The organism is Cupriavidus sp. 05L411 (genome assembly GCF_056398045.1).
Genome location: NZ_JBFTOQ010000022.1, coordinates 65,011 through 87,344 on the forward strand (window position 1 = coordinate 65,011; position 22,334 = coordinate 87,344).

Consider the following 22,334-nt stretch of genomic DNA (forward strand, 5'->3'; position numbering starts at 1 on the left):
CATCAAGGCAGGCGGTCGCGCGCGGCGAAATAGGCCTGCCAGTGCGATCCGGCACGGCGCGAGACCTTTTGTTCGAAGTAGCGGCGCAGCTTGGCGCGGTCGTCGGCGTTGTCCTTGACCACGGTGCCGCCGATGCAGTCGACCAGGTCGGCCGGGCTGCCATCGCGTTGCTCCAGGAACCAGGCGCGCACGCCCACCGCGTGCGCCACGTTCACGGCCTCGGCGGTGGACATGACGGCGCTCATGCGCTCGGCGCCGCCCTCATCCGCGTTGCGGCGCGGCTGCGTGCCCTGCCCGCGCAAGTCGCGGAAGGTGGTGACCAGCAACTCCAGCACCGGCTCCGGCACGCGCCGGGGAATGCCGCTGCGCGCCAGCAAGCGTGCCGAGGCCTGCTCCACCAGTTCCAGCTCGCGCTGGAAATCCAGGATCGGGAACACCGTCTCGAAATCGAAGCGGCGCTTGAGCGCCGCGCTCATCTCGTTGACGCCGCGGTCGCGCGTGTTGGCGGTGGCGATGATGTTGAAGCCTTCTCGCGCGTACAGCATGCCGGCGGCGCCTTCGAGCTCCGGCACCGCCATCACGCGGTCCGACAGCATGGCCAGCAGGCAGTCCTGCACCTCCAGCGGCGTGCGGGTGATTTCCTCGAAACGCACGATGCGGCCCTGCTGCATGCCGCGATACAGCGGCGCAGGCACCAGCGCGCGCTGACTTGGGCCCTCGTTGATCAGCAGCGCGTAGTTCCACCCGTACTTGATCTGGTCCTCGGTGACCGAGGCCCCGCCCTGGATGGTCAGCGTGGAGGTGCCGCTGACGGCCGCCGCCAACAACTCCGAGAGCAGCGACTTGGCGGTGCCGGGCTCGCCCACCAGCATGAGCCCGCGCCCGGTGGCCAGCGTGACCAGCGCCCGCTCGATCATGGCCGCCGGGGCCACCAGCTTGGCGGCGATATCGCTGCCGGCATCGCCCAGGATAAAGCGGCGCGCGGCAGTCAGCGACAGCGCCCAGCCTGGCGGGCGTGGCGCATCGTCGGTGGCGCCCAGGCGCGCCAGTTCGTCCGCGTAGAGCAGCTCGGCGGGCGGGCGCTGGAGCGTGGGGCTTGTCTTGTCAACCATGGCGGCTTTCCATTGGTGCGGTCAGCGGCGCCTTCTGGGGCCGCCGGACAGGGGATCGCGGGATAGGGGATCGCGGCATACGCGATGCGTGGACGCGGACGTTCATGCGCGCAGGCTCTCCATGTCGCGGATCAGTTCGCTGGCGGCGATCGGGTCGAGCCCGGCGAACTTCTTGCCGCCGTTGCGGGCGATGCCCCAGCCGTGCGCATCCACGCCGAACTGCAGGCTTTGCAAGGTCTGCTCCGGATATTCGTCGGGCATGCCCACGATCATGCCGGGATCGAACGTCAGCTCGATGGCCCGTCCGCCCTCGACCTGCTTGGTGTAGTACCAGATGCCGCCGCCGTCCTGCGCCGCGCCGCGCCGCCAGCCGCGGTTGGCCAGGCCGAACAGCTTGCCGGTGGGGATGACCACGCCCTTCCAGCGATCCAGGTCGATGGCCTGCCGCTCGGCCTCGGTCAGCGCATAGGTGTCGCGGCCGATCTGCGCGAAGGGCTGCAGCAGTTCGTAGTCGGCGAACAGCTGGCCGAAGGCGGCGGCATCTTCGGCCGGCAATTCCAGCGCGTGGGGAATGCCCACGCGGATATCCTCGCCTTGCGGCAGCGCGTAGGCATCGTCGTCGGCTGTGGTGTAGCTGCCGTCCTCGGCCACGCGAAAGCACGCCAGCAGTTCGCCGCCGCTGTCGCTGCCGTGCGCCACGCGGTACACGCCCCACGCCAGCCGCTGCACCAGGTGGCGCACCAGCGGATGCTGCGCCAGGAAGGGCTCGAACACCGCGGCGCTCCAGCGCCGGCGCGCGCACATGGCCAGCTCCAGGCGCAGCACCTGCTGGCTGGCGATGGTGCGGGCGTCTTTCTTGAGCGCCTTGAAGCGCTCCACGGCTTCCTTGGACAACGCGGCGTCGTCGGTTTTCTTGGGCTTGGGCAGGTCGGCCAGGCGTGCGCCGTCGGTGTCGCGCACAAAGGGCTTGAGGGCTTCGTCGAAGCCCACACGGAACTGGCGCGGCCCGAAATCCAGCAGCAAGGTGCCATGCGCGTCCAGCCCAAGGTCGGGCGCGAGGCGGTCTTCGAGTTCTTCGAGCGAGAGCCCGCGCGCCTCGGCCACTTCGTCGATCTTCTCGCGGGCACGGTCCTGCAAGCCCTTGAACTTGACCTTCTGCGCAATGCCGTTGAGGTGCATCAGCGCCACATCGCTGCCGATCAGGGCGAGCACATCCAGCCCGGCCACGGCGCGCGCATGCGCGGCCTCGCCGGGCCAGGCGCGGATATACGGGGTGAGCCGGCGCGCGGTATCGTCGTTGCCGAGCACGCCCAGCGCGCTCAGCGCCCAGCTCTCCTTGGCAGGCGCATTGACCAGCAGCCACGCCGCGAAATTGTCCCAGGCAAAGTCCGCCAGCGACTCGGGCGTGCAGGCCGCCTTGACCATGTCCAGGCCCGGATAGCGCCCTTGCGCCGCGGGAAACGCCAGCATGGTGCCCAGGTGCTGCAAGGCTGAATCCGGCAGCGGCTTGCCGGCCCCCTGGCCGGTGGCGAGCACGGGGCGGCGGAAGCTGCCGGGCTGGTAGAACTCGGGCAGCTTGGGCAGCTTGGCCGGGAAGCGCTGCAGCGGATCTTCATCCAGCACCCCGCGCACGGCGGCCACGATGGCGAGGTCCGCGTCGCGCTGGGCGAAACGCTCGGCCACGTCCATCACCAGCGCCTCGTGCCCCTCGCCGGCCAGCATGCGCAGCGCCGTGGCGGCGTTGTCGCGCGCCTCGCCAATGCGGCCCACCGCGGCCGGGATCAGGCCGGCGACGGCATGCTCCGGATGGCGCAGCAGCCAGGCCCGGCCCACTTCGCGCAGCGACTTGAGCCTGACCAGCGCGCGCGCCGCCGGCGCCGCCAGCTCGACCGCGCCAAACGGCATCGCCAGCGGCAGCCCCTCGGTGGGCGCGCGGCGCACCGTGCCCAGCACGCCGGGCAGTACCCGCAGGCCGAACCTGGCTGCCATATAAGTGTCGTTGTGGGTTGTGCTCTCCGCGGCCACCATATTGAACAGCGGCAGTGCCAGTTCCTCGGGCAGCAAGGCCGCCATCATGGCATCGAGCGAGCACCAGCTGGTGAGCTTGCGCAAGGCCTGCCAGGCGGCGAACAGCGCCTGCACATCGCGCTGGCGAATCGCCAGCATGGCCTGTTCGAGCAGGCCGGATTGTTTGCCGCGTGCGTTGCCGAACCCCAGGTCGCTCGCCAGCAGTTGCACATCGCGGGCCTTGGCCTGGTCGTAGCGACGCACCTGCCAGTCGCTCATCGACGCCCATTCCTCGCGCTTGCCCTCGGCCCAGCGCTCGACCGCGGGAAGATCCAGCGGCGCGAGCGCAAGCGGGCCGGCGGCGGCAACGCGCTTCTTGCCAAGCCAGGGCGGATCGGCCAGCACCGTGGGCAGGTCCTCAACGGCGGCCGCCTCGGCAGGCTGCGCCAGCCTGGCCTGCAGTTGCCTCACCAGGTCGCCCTCGGCCGGGCTCAGCCACGGCAGCACGCGCTCGGCCCCGGCGGCATGCGCCTGCAGCAGCGCGGCCAGGCTGGCCGTGTACAGGCTGGCATCCTTGCCACCGGCAAGCGCCAGGCCGGGCAAGGCCCCAAGCGCCGCCAACGGCCAGCGGGCGGTAGCCTGCTGGAAGCGCGCCATGGCGGGCTTGCCGTTGGTCGCCACCCGCGCCAGCGCGGCAACGGCGTCGGGCAGGCCGATGGCCGCCAGGCCTTCGCCAGCCTCTTCGATGGCCGCGCCTGGCGCCAGGATGGGTAACGCATCGGCGCCGCGCTCGCGCAGCACGGTGGCCACCATGGTCTCCACGCCCCAGAAATTGCTGCCCCAGCCCTCTACCTTCTGCCGCTGCGCGAGCGCAAGCGCCACAGGATCGGTCACGGTCATCTGCAGCCAGTGCAGCGACGCCGGCGCCTGTGGCCCTTGCAGGCGCTGCGCGGTCTCGTTGCTGAGCTCGGGCAGGTCGGGCAGCAGCATGGCCATGACCGGCTGGCGTGACGGCGGCAGCAGCGGCAGGGCCGCGCGGATCTTGTCCGCGCAGGCTTGCCACTGCGCAGGCTCGGCGCGCGCCAGCAGGGCGCGCAGCGCCCACTCGGCATCGCTGTGGATGCCCGCGTAGCCGGTGCCGTGCGCACTGTCGACGTTGTCGTTCAGGCTCAGACGGCGCTTGCGCGTATCGCGCACCCAGCCGAGCTCCGTGCCCATGGTCTGCGCGGTCAGCAACGCATCCACTGCGCCTTCCAGGCCGAGCCGGCCCGCCATGAAGGCCATGCCATTGGCGCCCAGTTCGGCGTCGTCGCGGTAATGCTGCGAGGACAGCTTGACGAGGATCGTCATCAGCACCGCGTCGGACGCGGGCGAGCCCTCCATGCGGCGGCTTTCCACGCGCTGCCATGCCTCGGCATAAGCGGCCTGCCAATGGGCGGCACTGGCGTCGATTTCCGGCTGCAAGTGCTTGAGCAGGGATTCGCGCACGCGCAGCCAGGCCCGCATCGGGTCCAGCGGCTCGGCGGGCGCGGTGCCGGGATGGCGCCGGCTGGGCTGGGCCAGGTCCTTGAGCGATTCCGGCATCAGCACGGCGGCGCCCCCCTCCAGCCAGGGCGGCGAATCGCCACGCGCGGCAGGCACGATGACGGCAGCAGGCGGCGCAACGGGTTCTGGTGCTTGCGCCCGGGGCGCAGAGGCCGGGGCGGTATCCTGGGGAATCGCGGCGGCGGCGGGCGCGGCGGCCCGGGGGGCGGGGGCGGCAGCAGGCGCCGGCGGCGCCGTGGCCCCGATGCTGGCGCCGGCCGCTACCTGCGCCTCCACATAGCCTTTGCCGGTTTTTTCGGCAATCAGCTTGGTCATTGCCGCAGCCGCCTTGGCGGCATCGGCAAACGGCTTGCTCTGGCTTTGGCCATGGGTGCCGATCTTGCCCCAGCGCAGGTTGAGCTGCGCGTCGTCCTGTTCCACTTCCCAGAATTTGCTGGAGCTGTCGCTGCGGAATTCGAAACGCCTCATACCTTGCTTTTCCTTTGGCTTCACATCGTCGACAAACCCACCGGGCAACGGGAATCGCCGTGGGTTCGGCGGGCGGCTATGCGGGTTTCCCGCCTGGCTGCGCCTCGCGCCCGCCCGATATGTTAAGAGAAAGGTACATCCGTGCAAACAAAGTTACATTTAGTTGGCTTTTGATTGGCGCTGACGCGCCAATCAAGCGGCAGCCAGCACGGCTGCCACCGCCCTTTCCGCCGCCGGCGACAGCGTGCGCTGCGCCAGGTGCACGACGACAAAGTCCATGGCCATGGAGACCATGCTTGCCAGCGCCAGCGCCACCAGCGCGCCGCTCTCCAGCTCTGCCTTGAGCGCCCGCGCGGGCGCCAGCAGCACCACATCGGATTGGCACGCCAGATGCCTGAGCGCATGAAGATCATTGCTCTGCACCTGAAACGGCAGGCTCTCGCCCGGCCGGCAGCCGAGCAGCCTGCGCAACTGGTCGTGGCCTTGATCCGGCAACGGCACGGACACCAGCGTAGCCTCGCGCAATTGCGCCGGCGTGACACGCCCGCCCGCAAGGGGATGGCCCGGGCGCGCGAACCAGCCCGATGGCTCGGGCCGCAGTCGCCGGACTTCCAGCTCTGCCGCCGCCGGCATGGTACGGCGCTCGGCAACCAGAAAATCCAGCGTCTCCGCATGCAGGGCGGCAAGCAGCGCCGGGGCGCTGTTGACTTCGGCCTTCACCCGCAGCTTCGGCCAGTCCCGGTTGAGGGCGCACAGCACCCCGGGCAGCAGGATGGCGGCGGGAAACGGCCCCATCCCCATCTGCACGCTGCCGATCTCATGCTGCTGCACCAGCGTGAGGTCTCGCGCCAGGCAACGCGTCTCGAACAAGATCCGCCGTGCCCGCTCCGCCACCATGCGCCCGGCCGCGGTCAGCGCCACGCCGCGCGGGCCGCGATCGAACAGCGGCATGCCAGCCTCCGCCTCCAGTGCCTGGATGCTGCGGGTCAGCGCGGGCTGGCTCAGGTGCACGCGGCGGGCGGCCCCCGCCAGCGAGCCCTCTTCCGCCACCGCGATCAGGTGCTCCAGCCGTTTCAGGTTCAAGACATGCGCTCCTTGCATCGCTGAGATAAAAAACTTGCAATTGAATTATAGGTGGCGGTGGACTCCAATAGACGTCCTCTTCGTTTCGCCGAGCCTTGCCATGCCCCTTCGCCGTACCCTCCCCGCCATCCTGGCGCTCGTTGCCTTCCAGTCCGCCACCGCCCAGACGGCCAGCGCGCCTGCCTCGCCCGTCACCGCGCAAGCCAATGCGGCATGGCTGCAGGCACTGCCCTTTGGCGACCGGCAGGATTTCGAGGATGCGCACCGCGGCCTGGTGGCCCGCTTCCCCGAAGACACCATCCGCGGCGCGGACGGCCGCGTGGCATGGGACTTCAACGCCTACGCCTTCGAGCGCGCCGATGCCGCGCCGGCCACGGTGAACCCGAGCCTGTGGCGGCTCGCGCAGTTGAACAATGAAGCCGGCCTGTTCAAGGTCACCGACCGCCTCTATCAGGTGCGCGGGGCCGACCTGTCGAACATGAACATCATCGAAGGCGACACCGGCATCATCGTGATGGACCCGCTGATCACTGCCGAGACCGCGCGCGCGGCGCTGGCGCTGTACTATGCGCACCGGCCGCGCAAACCGGTGGTCGCCGTGATCTACACGCACAGCCACGTCGACCATTTCGGCGGCGCCAAGGGCATCGTCGACGAAGCCGACGTGAAAGCCGGCAAGGTGGCGGTGATCGCGCCGGCGGGCTTCATGGAAGAGGCCATCAGCGAGAACGTGCTGGCGGGCAACGCCATGAGCCGGCGCGCGCAATACATGTACGGCACCACCCTGCCCCGCAGCGCGACGGGCCAGGTCGACGCGGGCCTGGGCAAGGCCACCTCGCGCGGCACGGTCACGCTGCTGGCGCCCACCGATCTCGTCGCCAAGACCATCGACACCCGCCGCATCGACGGCATCGACATCGAGTTCCAGCTCACGCCCGGCACCGAGGCGCCGGCCGAGATGAACCTCTACTTCCCGCAGCTGCGCACGCTGTGCATCGCGGAGAACGCTGCCCGCACCCAGCACAACATCCTGACCATCCGCGGCGCACAGGTGCGCGATGCCAAGGCCTGGTCGTTCTATATCGGCCAGGCACTGGCCCGCTACGGCGAGCGCAGCGACATCCTGATCGCCCAGCACCACTGGCCCACCTGGGGCAAGGTGCGCATCAACGAGTTCCTGTCGGACCAGCGCGACATGTACGCCTACCTGAACGACCAGACGCTGCGCCTGATGAACCATGGCCTCACGCCCACGGACATTGCCGACACGCTGCGCAAGCTGCCCGAGCCGCTGGCCAGCAAATGGTATGCGCGCGACTACTACGGCTCGATCAGCCACAACGTGCGCGCCGTGTACCAGCGCTACCTCGGGTTCTACGATGGCAACCCGGCCCACCTGAACCCGTTGCCGCCGGTGCAGGGCGCGAAGAAGACGATCGAATGGATGGGCGGCGCGGACGCTGTCCTGGCCAAGGCGCGCGAAGCCTACGCCCGCGGCGAATACCGCTGGGTGGCGCAGATCGGCAACGAGCTGGTCTTTGCCGAGCCGGCCAACACCGCGGCCCGAGCGCTACAGGCCGACGCGCTGGAGCAGCTTGGCTACCAGACCGAAAACGCGACCTGGCGCAACGCCTACCTGACCGGCGCGCAGGAACTGCGCAACGGCATCAAGCGGGGCGCGCCCAGCGGCACGACATCGCCCGACCTGGTGCGCGCGCTGACCGTGCCGCACTTCTTCGACTACCTGGCGGTGCGCCTGAATGCGGACAAGGCCGCGGGCAAGGCCATGACGCTGAACTGGAACTTCACCGACCTGCAAGAGCGCTACGCCATGACGCTGCGCAACAGCGCCCTGACCTACCTGGCCAACGCGCAATCCGCGCAGGCCACGGCAACCATCACGCTGGACAAGGCCACGCTCGACCGCATCAGCCTGAAGCAACTGACGCTGCCGGACGCGATCCGCGATGGCAGCATCCGCATTGACGGCAACCCGCAAGCGGTGGCGTCGCTGTTCGCCATGCTGGATACGTTTGACGGGTACTTCAGCATTGTGACGCCACAAGCGGCGCCCTGAGGGGGGACGGGCAGCACGTCACCGGCGAGGGCTTTTAGCGCGGTGGGGGTGGCCCTGGCTTGCCCAGGGCCACCTCGAAAAATTGCATCAATGCCTGTACCCGCGCCGTRCGGCCCCGCCGCGTGGGCACCAGCAGGGTCACCGGCGCGCTGTCGAACTCCCAGCCGGCCAACACCCGGACCAGCGTGCCGCGCGCCACCGCATCCGCCGTATCCCACTCTGAGCGCAGCACCAGGCCAAGCCCCTGTTCCGCCCACTGGCGTGCCACGCTGCCATCGTTGGTCGTAAAGGCCGGGACAACGCGCAGCGTTTCGCGGGCCGATGGCCGCCGCGCGGTGCCGGAACCCGCCCGGCGAAAACGCCACAGCGTCACGTCCTCGTCGTTCTCGCGAATGCAGATGCACGCGTGCCCCAGCAAGTCGCGCGGCTCCTGCGGCGTGCCGTGGGCGCGCAGGTAAGCCGGGCTTGCGCACAGCCAGCGCTCATTGGGGGCGAGCGTGCGGGCAATCCAGGATGAGTCCCGCACGGCGCCGATATGCACTACCGCGTCCGAGTCATGCTTGTCCGGCCAGGGCACCTCGCGCAGATCCAGCTGCAGGCGCAAGCCGGGATGGCACTGCGCAAAGCGCGCGAGCACCGGCGCCACGTGGTGCCGGCCATAGCCGAAGGGGGCGGCGACGCGCAGCGTGCCCGTCAGGCGGCTGTCTTCCCGGCGGAACGACTCGGGCAGCGCCTCAAGCTGCGCCAGCAGCGCCGCGCCTTCCTGCGCAAAGCGCTCGCCCTCGGGCGTGAGGCTCAGGCGCCGGGCGGTGCGGGTGGCGAGCGCCAGGCCCAGCGTGGCCTCCAGCTTGCGCAGGCGCATGGACAGCGCTGGCGGCGTCACATTGAGCGCGCGGGCGGCTGCGCTCAGGGACGGGGCCTGCGCCAGCGCCTCGACCAGCCGCAGGTCTTCGATCTGGATCATTCACTTCAGCTTAACGATTGATGTTCCGGCATTTAACCACGGACCACGTACTCCTTCCTACACTGAGGGCCTGATGTTATGCAGCTCCGCAGCTCGGCTATTCCGCTATTCCGCCATTCCGCTAATCCGCCCACACAATAAGGAACGTATGGAAATCCTCGACCAATCGCCCGCCCCTGCCTGGCCCCGCGCCGTGCTGTTCGACCTGCTCACCGCGCTGCTGGATTCCTGGACCGTATGGAACGCCGCCGCCGGCTCGCAGGCGCAAGGCCGGGCCTGGCGCGCGGAGTACCTGAAGCGCACCTACGGCTGCGGCGCCTACGTTCCCTACGAGCAACTGGTGCGCGAGGCGGCCAGCCACGTGGGCCTGCCCGCCAGCGCGCCGGAGGCGCTCGAGGCCGGCTGGGACAATCTCCCCGCGTGGGATGGCGCGCGAGAGCTACTGCAAGCCCTGCGGCCGCATTGCCGCCTGGCGGTGGTCACGAACTGCTCCGAGCGGCTGGGGCGCCGCGCCGCGGACTTGCTGGAGATCGATTGGGATGTCGTGGTCACCTCCGAGCAAGCGGGCTTCTACAAGCCGGATCCGCGCCCCTACCAGCTCGCGCTGAAGCAACTGGACGTGCAGGCAACGGATGCCGCGTTTGTCGCGGGCTCGGGCTACGACATGTTCGGCACCTCGGCCGTGGGGCTGCGCACCTACTGGCACAACCGCGTCGGCCTGGCGCTGCCCGCCGGCGCGCCAGTGCCCGATGCGGAGTTCGCCACGCTGGAGCCCGCGCTGCCCTGGCTGCGGTCCTTTCATGCGGCAACCCCAACCCAGCCGCAGGCCAAAGTCCAATTGCCGGACTGACTGATCACTCTCAAGAACGCGATGAACACTGTCACCCACACACTGGCGAGCCTGGAAACACCGGCAGCGGTGATCGACCTGCCCCGCATGCAACACAACATCCAGCGCATGCAGGCGCGCATGGACGCGCTTGGCGTGCGGTTCCGCCCGCATGCCAAGACCAGCAAATGCTCGGCGGTCGTACAAGCCCAGATCGATGCCGGCGCGCGCGGCATCACCGTTTCCACCCTGAAGGAAGCCGCGCATTTCTTTGCCGATGGCATCACGGACATTCTCTACGGCGTCGGCATGGTCTCGACCAAACTGCCCCAGGCCCTGGCGCTGCGCCGCCAGGGCTGCGACCTGAAGATCGTCACCGATAGCGTGACGTCCGCCGAGGCCATCGTCGCGTTCGGCACCGCGCATGGCGAATCGTTCGAGGTCTGGATCGAGATCGACACCGATGGCCACCGCTCGGGCATCCGCCCGGACGAAGCCGCGCTGATCGACGTGGCCCGCGTGCTGCATGAAGGCGGCGCCCGCCTGGGCGGCGTGATGACGCACGCCGGCTCCAGCTACGACCTGGATACGCCCGAAGCCCTGGCGGCGATGGCGGAGCAGGAGCGCTCCGGCTGCGTCATGGCGGCCGAGCGGCTGCGCGCGGCCGGGCTGCCATGCGCGGTGGTCAGTGTCGGATCGACCCCCACGGCGCTATCCGCAACGAGCCTGGAAGGCGTCACCGAGGTGCGCGCGGGCGTCTACGTGTTCTTCGACCTGGTGATGCGCAACGTCGGCGTATGCGCAACGCAAGACGTGGCGCTGAGCGTGCTGACCACCGTGATCGGGCACCAGGCGGACAAGGGCTGGGCCATCGTCGATGCCGGCTGGATGGCCATGAGCCGCGACCGTGGCACGCAAAAGCAGAAGTGCGATTTCGGCTACGGGCAGGTCTGCGGCATCGACGGCACCGTGCTCCCGGGCTATGTGCTCAGCGGCGCCAATCAGGAACATGGCATCGTGTCGCGCGAAGGCGCGCCCGAGCCGGACATCGCGGCGCGCTTGCCCATCGGCACGGTGCTGCGCATCTTGCCCAACCACGCCTGCGCGACTGGCGCGCAGTTCCCCGAATATCACGCGCTTGCGCAAGATGGCACGCTCGCTACCTGGAGCCGGTTCCATGGATGGTGATCAGGCAAGCGCCGCGGTAAAGACGGTCAACTCCGCCGGGCTATCCGCGCCGGGCGGACACTACAGCCATGCAACCGTGGCCAATGGCTTCGTGTTCGTATCCGGGCAATTGCCCATCACGCCCGCCGGCGAAAAGCTCGTCGGCGCGCCCTTCGAAGATCAGGCGCGCCAGGTGCTGGCCAATATGGAAGCAGCGCTGATCGCCGCCGGCAGCGGCATCGGCGGCCTGGCGCAGGTGCGGGTCTATGTGGACGCCATGGAAAACTGGCCGGCATTCAACGCCATCTACGCGGCGTGGGCAGGCAGCGCGTGCCCGGCACGCGCCGTGGTGCCGACCGGTGCGCTGCACTTTGGCCTGAAAGTGGAGGTGGAAGCGGTGGCGGTGCTCCTGCCCGCTGCGTAGCCGCTATGCGGTGGCGTCAGCCCATCTGCGGCTGCGTCGCGGCAAAGCTTGGCCGCTCGCGCATCACTGCCTGCGCGCGCCGCACGTTGGGGCACTTCTCCAGCAAGGCGGCGCCCTCGGGAAACATGCCGACATACGCCAGGATTGGCGCGAGAAACAGGTCCGCCATCGACATCGCCGTACCGACCAGGTAATCGCGATTGCCGTAGGCTTCGTCGAACGCGCCTAGCTGCGTGGCCATCTCCGGCAGCGCGGCATCGATCACCGCGCGGTCGGGCTGGCCGTTTTCGCCCTTGGGGAAGATGTACTGCAATACGTAACGGCGCACCATGGCGTCGTAGGCATGGCAACTGATCAGGCTGATCCATTGCTCGCAGCGCGCATGGCCAATGGCGCCTGCTTGTCGCGCAAGCAGGCTCGGGCCCTCGAAGGCTTCTTCGATATAGGCCAGGATGGCGCGGGTCTCATAGAAGGAAAGCGGGCCATCGCTCAACACCGGAATGCGGCCGAACGGGCTATGCGCAAGCACCTCCGGCGAGTGCGGCGGCACGGGCTGCAGCTTGTAGGCCACGCCCTTCTCCGCCAGCGCCATGCGCACCGTGCGGCAATAGCTGCTGCGCGGGTCGCCAATCACGGTGACGGAGCCGGCGCTGCCCTCCGGGTCCAGGAAGTCGCTGAGGCGATTGAACACCGATTGCCAGCCGCCCGTGTGCGAATCGCGCTCGCCCGCCTCGGGAAAGCCGCTGTGGCGCATGTGCAGGTGGGTGCCGCCATCCTTGGCCGTCAGCGTGACCTCGATCAGCGTCTTGATCTCCGGCGGCATCGGGCCGGCTTCCCAGGCCCAGGTATAGGCGAGGAAATCCGCCCGGTCGATCGCCTGGTACTCGCCGCCCACGGTGTACCTGGCACCATCGCGCCCGCCCATCACGATGCGGTACCTGCCGCCCACCCGCGCATCGGCGCTGGCCTCCAGCACGTGCATGCCGCGCGGGCAATGCCACTCGGACAGTGCGGCCTGGCTGGTGAAGGCGTCGAACACCTTCTCGCGCGGGGCGCGGATGAAGCGGTCCATTTCCAGATGGAAGGTAGCAGCTTGGGTCATGATTTTTTCCCTCGGGCTTTGCCTGCGTTGCTGGTGCCTTCGGTCGAGCCCGCCGCATGGGTACGTTCGACGAACTCGACAAGGCGATCGAGATTGCCCTCCCAATGGCGCCGGTAGGCGCCCAGCCAGTCATGCGCGTCGCGCAGCGCGTCCGCGCGCAGATGGCAGATGCGCCAGCGGGCACTGACTTCCCGCTCGATCAGCCCGGCGTCCGCCAGCACGCGCAGGTGCTTGGAGATGGCCGGAGCCGACATGTCGAACGGCCGCGCCAGCTCGCTCACCGGCGCCTCCCCTTCGGCCAGGCGCGCAAGGATGGCGCGGCGAGTGGGATCAGCCAGTGCGGCAAAGATGGGGGTCAGCGGGTCGTTGGAGGATGGCATGGCTTCATTTAACCAACAGGTTAAATGAAAGTCAAGAAAGTAGATGGCGTGCCGGCGGAGTGTCGCCGCACCCGGCTAGCTGACGCCAGCACCACGTACGGCAACGGAGCGTGGGGTTGTCCTAAGCCCAACGCGTCGCAATAGCGTCTGAATGGCGGCTGCGGCAACGTCATCCGTTTCGTGCACATCCTTGAGCACCGCCCGAATCCGCAAGGCCAGTGCTTCGGCAAGCCTTGCAGCAGTCACGCGCAACGGACAAGAGTCGCATCGCGCATAAAGCACAACATCCCTGACCAGCGTATCGCCACGATAGATAGCCACCAGGACCTTTGGTTGGTAGCTACCGTCGACGAGCGCCTTTGCGCGCGGCGTGACGCGATAAGTCACCGCCTCACGCATGGACATCTTCCGATCGTTGCAAGAGCCTGCTCCAGTCTCGTCACTCAGTGACAGCAGTATTGAAATCCGCGATGCGGACATCGGTCACTCGCCGTCCTTCTTGGCCAGAACCGTGGCGCCAACCTGGGACCGGGTTGCATAGGCCACCCCATGCTGCTCCAGATAGTCGCGAATCAACTGACGCACGACCTGCGATGGCGTTTGATCCTGCGCCGCGCACAGTGCCTCGAAGGCTTTCTTCTTCACGGGGTCGATCAACACGGTGAAACGGGCAGTCTTGGATTCCATACGCTTCAGAATAGTATTGTATGATAATAACATTATCATTATATACAACTGATCGGCCAAGTGCGGCCTGGCAACTGCCTTCGCCAGAAGGCTTTGAAGGCATGCCAGAACCACGCAATGCGATCTTTAAATATCTTTTATGCCCCTCAGGGCCAATCCGGCGACGCTTTTTCGGCCTGAGGCGGAAATCCGATGGCCTGACGCCTGCAAGTTGCCTAGGGGCCGCTTTTCGTTTGAGGGCGATGTGGTAGACGGGACAATTGAGACGTCATCGCCGCGCTGTTGACTGAGTGACAAATCGAATAACAAGCCTGATCGAGCCCGCAGATGGATCCCAGCCGTACATCCTTTGAAGCCTATTTGAAGTTCCTCTCCGAAGCCCCTGACGACGGCACCCCGACTGTGCTGGAAACCCCGCTTGCACTTTCACTGCATTTCGATGCACTGGCGACCCAGAGCATCATGTCGCGGCATGACCCCGACAAGCTTGTCCTCGGCTACACACGGACGATGATGGCTTTTCTGCTGCTGCAGCCGACACCCACCAGGATCTCGATGATTGGCCTGGGCGGGGGATCATTGCTCAAGTATTGCTATCGGCATCTTCCGCAGGCTAAGGTTGTTGCCATTGAAATCGATCCGGCAGTGATCGCCTTGCGCGATACGTTTCACATTCCGCCCGACGACGAGCGGCTCGAAGTGGTCTGCGCGGATGGCGCCGAGTACGTCAAGAGTCAGGACGCGCGGCCGGAGGTCATCCTGGTGGATGGCTTTCTCGCCCATGGCATGCCGACACAACTGGGGAACGCCGCCTTCTACGCAGCGTGCCATGCGCGGCTCGCCGACGACGGGGTATTGGTCGCCAACTACCTCGACAGCGATGCTGATATCCCGTTCTACCTGGAAGAGATCCGTTCGGTGTTCGGCGAATCATTTTCCATTGCCCTGTCCGAGGACAGTTGCAACTACACGCTGTTCGCGTGGAAGGGGGCGCGGGCGCTTCCCTCCCAGGACGAGCTGCTGGCGCGGGCTCGCGCCCTGGAAACCACGCACCCGCTGAATCTGCGATCGGCCGCGCGTCGCCTGAAACAGGGCAAACGGCTCGCGTCGGATCACATATTCTGGCAAAAGCTCGCGGGCTGAAGGACACGGCCTGGATGGCTGTCGCAGCGAGCCGTGAATGTTCCGCACCCGGTGCCTGGGCATACGAAACCGGCCACCAGGCCAATCATAGGTACGCAGGCAGGCCAATGAAGAGGGACGCCAAATGATCAGTCAAAAAATCAGGTTCTTCCGCTCACGGATTCCCGCATTCGCGTGCACCCCGGGCTGCCACGACTGCTGTGGACCGGTGATGACCTCGACGCACGAGATGTCGAGGCTTCCCGTCAAAAGCGATGCCGAGCACGAAGCCGCGCTGACAGACCTCAGCTGCCCGCATCTCGGCAGCCAGGGTTGCCAGGTCTATGCCGAGCGTCCGTTGATCTGCCGCTTGTTCGGCACGACGCCGCGGCTGGCCTGCCCGAATGGGAACCGGCCCGAGGCGATGGTCGATCCGGACATAGATCGCCAGATTCAACGCTTCTTCGTTGAAACACGCCACGTGCTGGTTTGAACTGATTTGAAGCAAACGGCGAGCTCACCGCCCCGCGCGGGCGGAAAGACCAACCGCCGCGCGGGACGTAGTTCAACCGCCCGTCAGGCCGCGGGCACCAGCACGCTGGCAATCGCCTGTGCCACCTGGGTCACGTTGCGCTCGTTCAGCCCGGCCACGCACATGCGCCCCGAACGCAGCAGGTACACGCCGTGCTCCGTGCGCAGGCGGTCCACCTGGTCGGCCGTCAGCCCGGTGTAGGTGAACATGCCACGCTGCGTGAGGTAGCGCGACAGCGCCTCGCCACTCACGTGGGCGGCCAGGCCCTTGTGGATGGCCGCGCGCATCTTGGCGATGCGCTCGCACTTGCGCGCCAACTCGCGCTCCCAGATCGTACGCAGCGCCGGCGTGGTCAACACCCGGGCCACCACCCGGGCGCCATGCGTGGGCGGGTTGCTGTAGTTGGCGCGCACCGCGCCCGTCAGCTGGCCAAGCACCCGGCCGGCTTCTTCGGCGCTGTCGCAAACCACGCTCAGGCCGCCGCAACGCTCGCCGTACAGCGAAAAGTTCTTCGAGAACGAGTTCGCCACCAGGCACGGCACGCCCTGGGCCACCAGCTCGCGTACCGCGAAGGCGTCGTCGTCCAGGCCGGCCCCAAAGCCCTGGTAGGCCATATCGACGAAAGGCAGCAGATCATGCTGCTTGAGCAGCGTGATGAGCTGGCGCCATTGGTCGTGGTTCAGGTCCACGCCAGTGGGGTTGTGGCAGCAAGCATGCAGCAGCACGATGCTGCGCTTGGGGATCAGGCGCAGCGCGTCCAGCATGGCGTCGAACTTCAGGCCGCCGGTGGCGTCGTCGTAGTAGGGGTACGTGTTGACGGTGAAGCCCGTGCGCTCGAAGATCACGCGATGGTTCTCCCAGCTCGGGTCGCTGATCCAGACCTGGGCGTCAGGGAAATAACGCTTGAGGAAATCCGCGCCCACGCGCAGCGCGCCGGAACCGCCCAGCGTCTGCACCGTCGCGATGCGCCCCTCGGCGCGCGCCTGGCACGGCTGCCCAAAAACCAGCGCCTGCACCGCGTCGCGATACGCCGCAAACCCGGCCATCGGCAGGTAGGGGCGCGGGCCCATGTCGGCCATCAGCGCGGCTTCGGCTTCGCGCACGGCCTGCATCACCGGCAACCGGCCTTCGTCATCGAAGTAGATGCCGATGCTCAGGTTGACCTTATCGGTCCTGGGATCGAGTTGAAAGCTCTCGTTGAGGGAGAGGATCGGGTCGCCCGGATAGGCATCGATGTGTTCGAACATTGGATACTCTGGCTGGAGTGCTGGGATGGGTCGGAGCCGGCGGCCAGTGGCCGCCAGGGTCATCATTATGCCGATACGCGCTCGGGCAGGGCCGGTTCGGCGCGCTTCTGCTTTTGCCTGAGACGGTAGCTCAGGCCCAGTACGGCCAGCCATGCCGGAATCAGGTATACCGAGATGCGCAGGCCCGGCGTGAGGTACATCACGTAGAGGATACCTGCCAGGAAGGCCAGGCACACATAGTTTGTCAGCGGGTAGCCCAGGCTCTTGAAGCGCGTTTCCTGGCCGGCAGCACGCTTGTCGCGGCGGAACTTGAGGTGAATGATGCTGATCATCGCCCAGTTGATGATCAGTGCCGAAACCACCAGCCCCATCAGCAGCTCAAAGGCCTCGCCGGGCATGAAGTAGTTGATCGCCACGCAAGCCGCGGTGGCCAGCGCGGAAACACCCAGCGCGGCCAGCGGGATCCCGCGCTTGTTGACCTTCAGCAGCGCCTTGGGCGCATTACCCTGCCTGGCCAGACCGTACAGCATGCGGCTGTTGCAATACACACCGCTGTTGTAGACCGACAGCGCGGCGGTCAGCACCACGGCGTTCAGCACCGTGGCAACGATCTCGCTGTTCATCGCGTGGAAGATCAGCACGAACGGGCTGCCGCCGGTGACGACCTTCTCCCACGGGTACAGCGAGAGCAACACGCCCAGTGCGCCAACGTAGAAGATCAGGATGCGATAGATCACCTGGTTGGTGGCTTTGGGAATGGTCTTTTCCGGCTCATCCGCTTCTGCCGCGGTAATGCCCACCAGCTCCAGCCCGCCAAACGAGAACATGATCACCGCCATGGCCATGACTAGCCCGGAGATCCCGTTCGGGAAAAAGCCGCCGTGCTGCCACAGGTTGGACACGCTGGCCTGCGGGCCGGCCGTGCCGGACGCCAGCAGGTAGCCGCCGAACACGATCATGCCGACAATGGCCAGCACCTTGACGATGGAGAACCAGAACTCCATTTCGCCGAAGGACTTGACGCTGGTCAGGTTGATGGCGTTGATCAGGAGGAAGAACGCCAGCGCGGAAACCCAGGTGGGCACGTGCGGCCACCAGTACTGGACATAAATGCCCACCGCCGAGAGCTCCGCCATGCTGACCAGGATATACAGCACCCAGTAGTTCCAGCCCGACATGAAGCCCGCGAAGCTGCCGCAGTATTTGTTGGCGAAATGGCTGAAGGAGCCTGCCACGGGTTCGTCGACCACCATTTCGCCGAGCTGGCGCATGATGAAGAACGCGATGATGCCGGCCACCGCGTAGCCGAGCAGGACCGAGGGCCCCGCCATCTTGATGGTCTGGGCAATGCCCAGGAACAGCCCGGTGCCAATCGCGCCACCTAGCGCAATCAGCTGGATGTGCCGGTTTTTCAAGCCACGCTTGAGCGTCGCGTCTGTATTGTCGGAAGCGTTGGGAACCATCTTTGTCTCTCTACCCACTCTTTTGGAATGTCGGCCTGCGCCTCTCGCGTGTCGCGGGCGCTTGGGCTTTGGCCAGGCACCACCGGCGCGCAGTCATGCTGCTGCGCCGGCGGTGTTGATGCGGTCTGTGCCGGGCGTGCCGGCTTGCCTTGTGGGCCTCAGACCTTGAGCGTGCCGCGCTCGATCTGGTCGCGTTCCAGCGATTCGAACAGCGCCTTGAAGTTGCCTTCGCCGAAGCCTTCGTCGCCCTTGCGCTGGATGAACTCGAAGAACACCGGGCCGAGCGAGGCCTTGGAGAAAATCTGCAGCAGCAGGCGGGGCTTGCCGCCTTCGGTGGTGCCGTCGACCAGGATGCCGCGCGCCTTGAGCTGATCCACGGGCTGGCCGTGGCCGGGCAGGCGCGCTTCCAGGCCGTCGTAGTAGTAGTCGTTGGGTGCCGTCATCAGGGGCACGCCGGCCATCTGCAGACTGTCGATGACTTCGATCAGGTTGTCCGTCAGGAAGGCGATGTGCTGGATGCCTTCGCCATTGAAGGCCATCAGGAATTCCTCGATCTGGCCGCTGCCCTTGGACGATTCTTCGTTCAGCGGGATGCGGATCTTGCCATCCGGCGCGGTCATGGCCTTCGAGGTCAGGCCGGTGTATTCGCCCTGGATATCGAAGTAGCGGATTTCGCGGAAGTTGAAGAGCTTYTCRTAGAAATTAGCCCAGTAAGCCATGCGGCCACGGTAGACGTTGTGCGTCAGGTGGTCGATCAGGCGCAGGCCATGGCCCACCGGATGGCGGTCCACGCCTTCGATGAACTCAAAGTCGATGTCGTAGATGGACTTGCCTTCTTCAAAGCGGTCGATCAGGTACAGCGGCGCGCCGCCGATGCCCTTGATCGCCGGCAGGCGCAGCTCCATCGGGCCAGTGGCGATTTCCACCGGCTGCGCGCCGAGTTCCAGCGCGCGGGCATAGGCCTTGTGCGAATCCTTCACGCGGAACGCCATGCCGCAGGCGCTGGGGCCGTGCTCGGCGGCAAAGTAGGCAGCCGGGCTGTGCGGCTCGCGGTTGACGATGAAATTGATGTCGCCCTGGCGGTACAGCACCACGTCCTTGGAGCGGTGGCGCGCCACCAGCGTGAAGCCCATCTGCTCGAAGATCGGTTCCAGTAGGTTGGGAGTAGGCGAGGCGAATTCCACGAATTCGAAGCCCATCAACTGCATCGGGTTTTCAAACAGATCGGCCATGGTGTGTTCAACGAAAAATTGGGGGACGAGAGAAATAATATTGCGGCTCCTGCGCGCCAGCGCGTCGATGCGCAGTGCCAGGCACGTGCGGAACAGGCTCTCATTTACCCGTCCGCACTGCTAATCTGGAGTTCAGTGTATATTCCGGGCCGCAAAATAGGATTTCGTAATCCACGCAGGCAAACCCTAGATCATGAGATAAAATTTCATGATTCATGGCATGTAGGAAACGAAAGTGCACAAAGATGAGCTAGACCGCATCGACCGGCGCCTGCTGGGGGCGTTGCAGGAAAATGGGCGCGCGTCCAACCTGGAACTGGCCGAGGCCATCCGCCTGTCGCCAGCCCAGACGCTGCGCCGCCACCGGCACCTGGAAGAGCTTGGCATCATCAAGCGCTATGAGGCCCGGCTGGACTCCGCCAGCCTGGGCTTCGGCGTGGTGGCCTTTATCCATGTCACGATGGAGCGCGGCCACATCCGGGACCTGTCGAACTTCAAGGGGTTGGTCGCTGAGCTGGCGCAAATCCAGGAGTGCTTCTCCGTGACCGGCGATATCGACTATGTGCTCAAGGTGGTGGCGCGCGATCTGAAGTCGCTGTCGGACTTCCTGCTCGACACCCTGATGCGCATCCCGGGCGTGAGCGGCGTGAAATCCAGCGTTTGCCTGGACGAGATCAAGTGCACCAGCGCCATGCCGCTGGAGCCTTGAGCCAGGATCCTCTGCCTGCTGGCTTGCCGAGGCCGCGGGGCAGTCACAGCCAGCGCACGATCAAGCTTGCACCGCCGCGAGCGCGCCGATGCGGTCGAGCGCGGCGAGCAGCTTTGGCGTGGCCGGCTGGGCGCAATTGATCCGGACATGATGCGCGTACCGGCTGCCGTCGGGGCAGAACATGGCACCCGGACCGATGCTGATGCCCTCGCTCGCCGCCGCCTCGCACAGCGATAGCGCGTTGACATGGGCAGGCAGTTCCACCCACAGCAAGAAACCATCGTCGGGCGCGCGCAGCTTCGTCCCCGCTGGCCAGGCGGCCGCGATGCGGGATGAGAACGTGCGCACCGAGTCCTTGATCCGCTGGCCGTAGCGCCGCAGATGCCGGTCGTAGTCGCCGCTCGAGAACATGTCGGCCAGCGCCGCCTCGAACAGCGGCGATCCGGCCAGGCTCGCCTCGACCCGCGCCTCCAGCACCGCCTCGAAGCGGTGGCCCGGCGCGATCCAGCCGATGCGCCATCCCGGCGCCAACGTCTTCGACACCGACGTGCAATACAGCACATTGCCGGATTCGTCGAACGCCTTGCAGGCCGGCGCCCGCGGCTTGCCGGCCGAGAGATCGCCGTACACGTCATCCTCGATCAGCGGCACCCCGGCATCGTCAAGCAGTTGCACCAGCGTGCGCTTGTCGGCGATGGACATCGTGAAGCCCAGCGGGTTGTTGGCGGTGGGCACCGACACCACGGCGCTAACCCGATGCCGCTGCAGGATCTGCGCCAGCGCCGCCAGGTCCATCCCGGTACGCGGATGGGTGGGCACCTCGATGGCGCGCAGCCCGAGGCTGCGCAGCAGCATCAACGTCCCGAAGTAGCAAGGCGACTCGACCGCGACCACATCGCCCGCTTTGCAGGTCACCTGCAGGGCAAGCCGCATGGCCTGGCTCTGCCCTTGTGTGAGCACCAGTTGATCGGGCGAGATGTGCAGGCCCCAGCGCGCCGCGCGGCGCGCGATCTGGCTACGCAGGTCGAGGCGGCCCGGTGGCACGCTGTAGGCCAGGCCAGACGCCCCGAGCCTGCGGGCCGCGCCCAGCATGCTGCGCGCCAGCGCCTTGTCCGGCAGCCATGCCGCGCACGGCGATGCGGCCCCCAGCGCAACCGGGCCGGGCGCGCGCACCTGGGCGAATAGCGCATGCACATTGGCGGTCAGCGTCACCGGCCGGGCCGTGGCGCCAGGTTGCGGGGCCAGCGGCTCGGCGGGCATGTCCGCGCAAACGTAGAAGCCTGACCTTGGCCTGGCCACCACAAGGCCGCTCGCCTCCAGCACCCGCAGCGCGTGTTCCGCCGTTGGCGCGCTAACCTGCTCGATCTCGGCCAGCCGGCGCACCGACGGCAATTTGGCGCCGCGTGCCAGGTCGCCACGGCGGATGGCCGCGCGCAGCCGGTTGGCGATCGCCTGGTAGTTCGGGGAGCTGTCCGCCATCTCTATCTGCTATCTGTATAGCCATGAAAATTTATTGATTGACTATACAGCTAAGTCGCGGGCGCGGTGAGAATCTCGTCTCCGAAGCGGACATTCCCTTCATTGATCCAATAGGAGAACCCGATGAACATTGCCATGCTGGCTTACGATGGCTTCACCGACGTCGATCTGTTCCTGCCCTGGGACCTGTTCAACCGGGTCCAGGACCCAGCCTATGTCGGCTACGCCAAGCCCTGGTCGGTGCGGATCTGCGCAGACACGCCGCAGGTGACCTCCAACACCGGCATCACCATCACGCCGCATGGCGGCTTGAGCGAGCTTGCCAAGGCCGATGCTGTGTTCATTGTCAGCGGCCCCGGGTCGCGGGCCAAGCTCAACAATCAAGGCTTCATGGGGCAGCTCAAGCTGGATCCGGTCAGGCAGGTGATTGGCGCGATCGACTCGGGTGTACTGTTTCTCGCCCGCCTGGGGCTGCTCGATGGCCTGAGCGCGACCACCTACCCGGGCGTGTTCGAAGAGCTCGAGGCCATGGGCGTGGAGACCGAGCATCGTCCGCTCGTGGTGCACGGCCAGATCGCCACGGCGGGTGGATGCCTGGCGACGCAGGATCTGGCGGGCTGGATGGTCTCGCGGCTGCTTGGCCAGGATATTGCTGACAGCATGCTGGAGATGATCGCCAAGGTCGAGTGACGAACCGAGGCCGCG

20 protein-coding genes are annotated in these 22,334 nt (G+C 66.7%); 8 read left to right on the top strand and 12 right to left on the bottom strand.

Annotated features, from left to right (window positions below; genetic code table 11):
* Nucleotides 1–2: 2 nt before the first annotated feature.
* From AC1DQR_RS24090 to AC1DQR_RS24100, 3 genes are all read right to left on the bottom strand, one after another.
* Nucleotides 3–1,112: an ATP-binding protein gene (locus tag AC1DQR_RS24090; RefSeq protein WP_416050667.1), complete on the bottom strand. Its 1,110-nt coding sequence runs from the start codon at nt 1,110–1,112 to the stop codon at nt 3–5.
* 102 nt (nt 1,113–1,214) lie between these two features.
* Nucleotides 1,215–5,132, bottom strand: coding sequence for a DUF4132 domain-containing protein (locus tag AC1DQR_RS24095; RefSeq protein ID WP_477133928.1), 3,918 nt, complete (start codon nt 5,130–5,132; stop codon nt 1,215–1,217).
* A 192-nt stretch (nt 5,133–5,324) separates the two neighbouring features.
* Nucleotides 5,325–6,215, bottom strand: a complete 891-nt coding sequence (locus tag AC1DQR_RS24100) for a LysR family transcriptional regulator (RefSeq protein ID WP_416050670.1) — start codon at nt 6,213–6,215, stop codon at nt 5,325–5,327.
* 100 nt (nt 6,216–6,315) lie between these two features.
* Between AC1DQR_RS24100 and AC1DQR_RS24105 the strand changes: the two genes are divergently transcribed.
* Complete coding sequence (locus AC1DQR_RS24105; RefSeq protein WP_477133929.1) at nt 6,316–8,292, top strand: alkyl/aryl-sulfatase; 1,977 nt, start codon at nt 6,316–6,318, stop codon at nt 8,290–8,292.
* Nucleotides 8,293–8,326: 34 nt separating this feature from the next.
* On the opposite strand, the gene AC1DQR_RS24110 is transcribed toward AC1DQR_RS24105, so the two are convergent.
* A complete protein-coding gene (locus AC1DQR_RS24110; protein WP_416050672.1) occupies nt 8,327–9,256 on the bottom strand; it encodes a LysR family transcriptional regulator in 930 nt (309 codons plus the stop codon).
* A 148-nt stretch (nt 9,257–9,404) separates the two neighbouring features.
* On the opposite strand from AC1DQR_RS24110, the gene AC1DQR_RS24115 reads away from it, so the two are divergent.
* Genes AC1DQR_RS24115 through AC1DQR_RS24125 form a run of 3 tightly spaced genes read left to right on the top strand, consistent with a single transcriptional unit; the run spans nt 9,405 to nt 11,676 of the window.
* Nucleotides 9,405–10,106, top strand: a complete 702-nt coding sequence (locus AC1DQR_RS24115; protein WP_416050673.1) for an HAD family hydrolase — start codon at nt 9,405–9,407, stop codon at nt 10,104–10,106.
* A 21-nt stretch (nt 10,107–10,127) separates the two neighbouring features.
* Entirely contained in the window at nt 10,128–11,273 is a 1,146-nt protein-coding gene (locus AC1DQR_RS24120) for a DSD1 family PLP-dependent enzyme (protein WP_416050674.1), read from the top strand.
* Nucleotides 11,263–11,676 (top strand): RidA family protein, encoded by a 414-nt coding sequence (locus tag AC1DQR_RS24125; RefSeq protein WP_416050675.1) that lies wholly within the window; start codon nt 11,263–11,265, stop codon nt 11,674–11,676. The genes AC1DQR_RS24120 and AC1DQR_RS24125 overlap by 11 nt, the downstream gene beginning before the upstream one ends.
* A gap of 16 nt (nt 11,677–11,692) precedes the next feature.
* Here the strand turns inward: AC1DQR_RS24125 and AC1DQR_RS24130 are convergent, their stop codons facing one another.
* The 4 genes from AC1DQR_RS24130 to AC1DQR_RS24145 form a co-directional block, all read right to left on the bottom strand.
* On the bottom strand, nt 11,693–12,778 hold the full coding sequence (locus AC1DQR_RS24130; RefSeq protein WP_477133930.1) for an SRPBCC domain-containing protein: 1,086 nt from the start codon (nt 12,776–12,778) through the stop codon (nt 11,693–11,695).
* Nucleotides 12,775–13,158, bottom strand: coding sequence for an ArsR/SmtB family transcription factor (locus AC1DQR_RS24135; RefSeq protein ID WP_253928782.1), 384 nt, complete (start codon nt 13,156–13,158; stop codon nt 12,775–12,777). The genes AC1DQR_RS24130 and AC1DQR_RS24135 overlap by 4 nt, the downstream gene beginning before the upstream one ends.
* A 75-nt stretch (nt 13,159–13,233) precedes the next feature.
* The gene (locus tag AC1DQR_RS24140; protein WP_416050678.1) at nt 13,234–13,563 is read right to left on the bottom strand and encodes a hypothetical protein; all 330 of its coding nucleotides are present in this window, start codon (nt 13,561–13,563) and stop codon (nt 13,234–13,236) included.
* Nucleotides 13,564–13,641: 78 nt separating this feature from the next.
* A complete protein-coding gene (locus AC1DQR_RS24145; protein WP_043356304.1) occupies nt 13,642–13,845 on the bottom strand; it encodes a ribbon-helix-helix protein, CopG family in 204 nt (67 codons plus the stop codon).
* A 327-nt stretch (nt 13,846–14,172) separates the two neighbouring features.
* Here AC1DQR_RS24145 and AC1DQR_RS24150 point away from each other — a divergent pair, with 327 nt between their 5' ends.
* On the top strand, nt 14,173–14,988 hold the full coding sequence (locus AC1DQR_RS24150; protein ID WP_416050680.1) for a fused MFS/spermidine synthase: 816 nt from the start codon (nt 14,173–14,175) through the stop codon (nt 14,986–14,988).
* A gap of 124 nt (nt 14,989–15,112) precedes the next feature.
* Nucleotides 15,113–15,460: a YkgJ family cysteine cluster protein gene (locus AC1DQR_RS24155; protein ID WP_416050681.1), complete on the top strand. Its 348-nt coding sequence runs from the start codon at nt 15,113–15,115 to the stop codon at nt 15,458–15,460.
* Nucleotides 15,461–15,543: 83 nt separating this feature from the next.
* On the opposite strand, the gene AC1DQR_RS24160 is transcribed toward AC1DQR_RS24155, so the two are convergent.
* The 3 genes from AC1DQR_RS24160 to hppD form a co-directional block, all read right to left on the bottom strand.
* The gene (locus AC1DQR_RS24160; protein ID WP_477133931.1) at nt 15,544–16,746 is read right to left on the bottom strand and encodes an amino acid aminotransferase; all 1,203 of its coding nucleotides are present in this window, start codon (nt 16,744–16,746) and stop codon (nt 15,544–15,546) included.
* Nucleotides 16,747–16,811: 65 nt separating this feature from the next.
* Nucleotides 16,812–18,209, bottom strand: a complete 1,398-nt coding sequence (locus tag AC1DQR_RS24165) for an amino acid permease (protein WP_477133932.1) — start codon at nt 18,207–18,209, stop codon at nt 16,812–16,814.
* Nucleotides 18,210–18,367: 158 nt separating this feature from the next.
* Nucleotides 18,368–19,441 carry a 4-hydroxyphenylpyruvate dioxygenase gene (gene hppD, locus AC1DQR_RS24170; RefSeq protein WP_174426710.1) on the bottom strand — a complete coding sequence of 358 codons (1,074 nt, stop codon included), beginning with the start codon at nt 19,439–19,441 and terminating at the stop codon, nt 18,368–18,370.
* A 235-nt stretch (nt 19,442–19,676) separates the two neighbouring features.
* Between hppD and AC1DQR_RS24175 the strand changes: the two genes are divergently transcribed.
* Nucleotides 19,677–20,150 carry an Lrp/AsnC family transcriptional regulator gene (locus tag AC1DQR_RS24175; protein WP_477133933.1) on the top strand — a complete coding sequence of 158 codons (474 nt, stop codon included), beginning with the start codon at nt 19,677–19,679 and terminating at the stop codon, nt 20,148–20,150.
* Between the two features lie 60 nt (nt 20,151–20,210).
* Here the strand turns inward: AC1DQR_RS24175 and AC1DQR_RS24180 are convergent, their stop codons facing one another.
* Nucleotides 20,211–21,629 carry an aminotransferase-like domain-containing protein gene (locus AC1DQR_RS24180; protein WP_416050684.1) on the bottom strand — a complete coding sequence of 473 codons (1,419 nt, stop codon included), beginning with the start codon at nt 21,627–21,629 and terminating at the stop codon, nt 20,211–20,213.
* Nucleotides 21,630–21,752: 123 nt separating this feature from the next.
* Here AC1DQR_RS24180 and AC1DQR_RS24185 point away from each other — a divergent pair, with 123 nt between their 5' ends.
* A complete protein-coding gene (locus AC1DQR_RS24185) occupies nt 21,753–22,319 on the top strand; it encodes a DJ-1/PfpI family protein (protein WP_416050685.1) in 567 nt (188 codons plus the stop codon).
* Nucleotides 22,320–22,334: the final 15 nt, after the last annotated feature.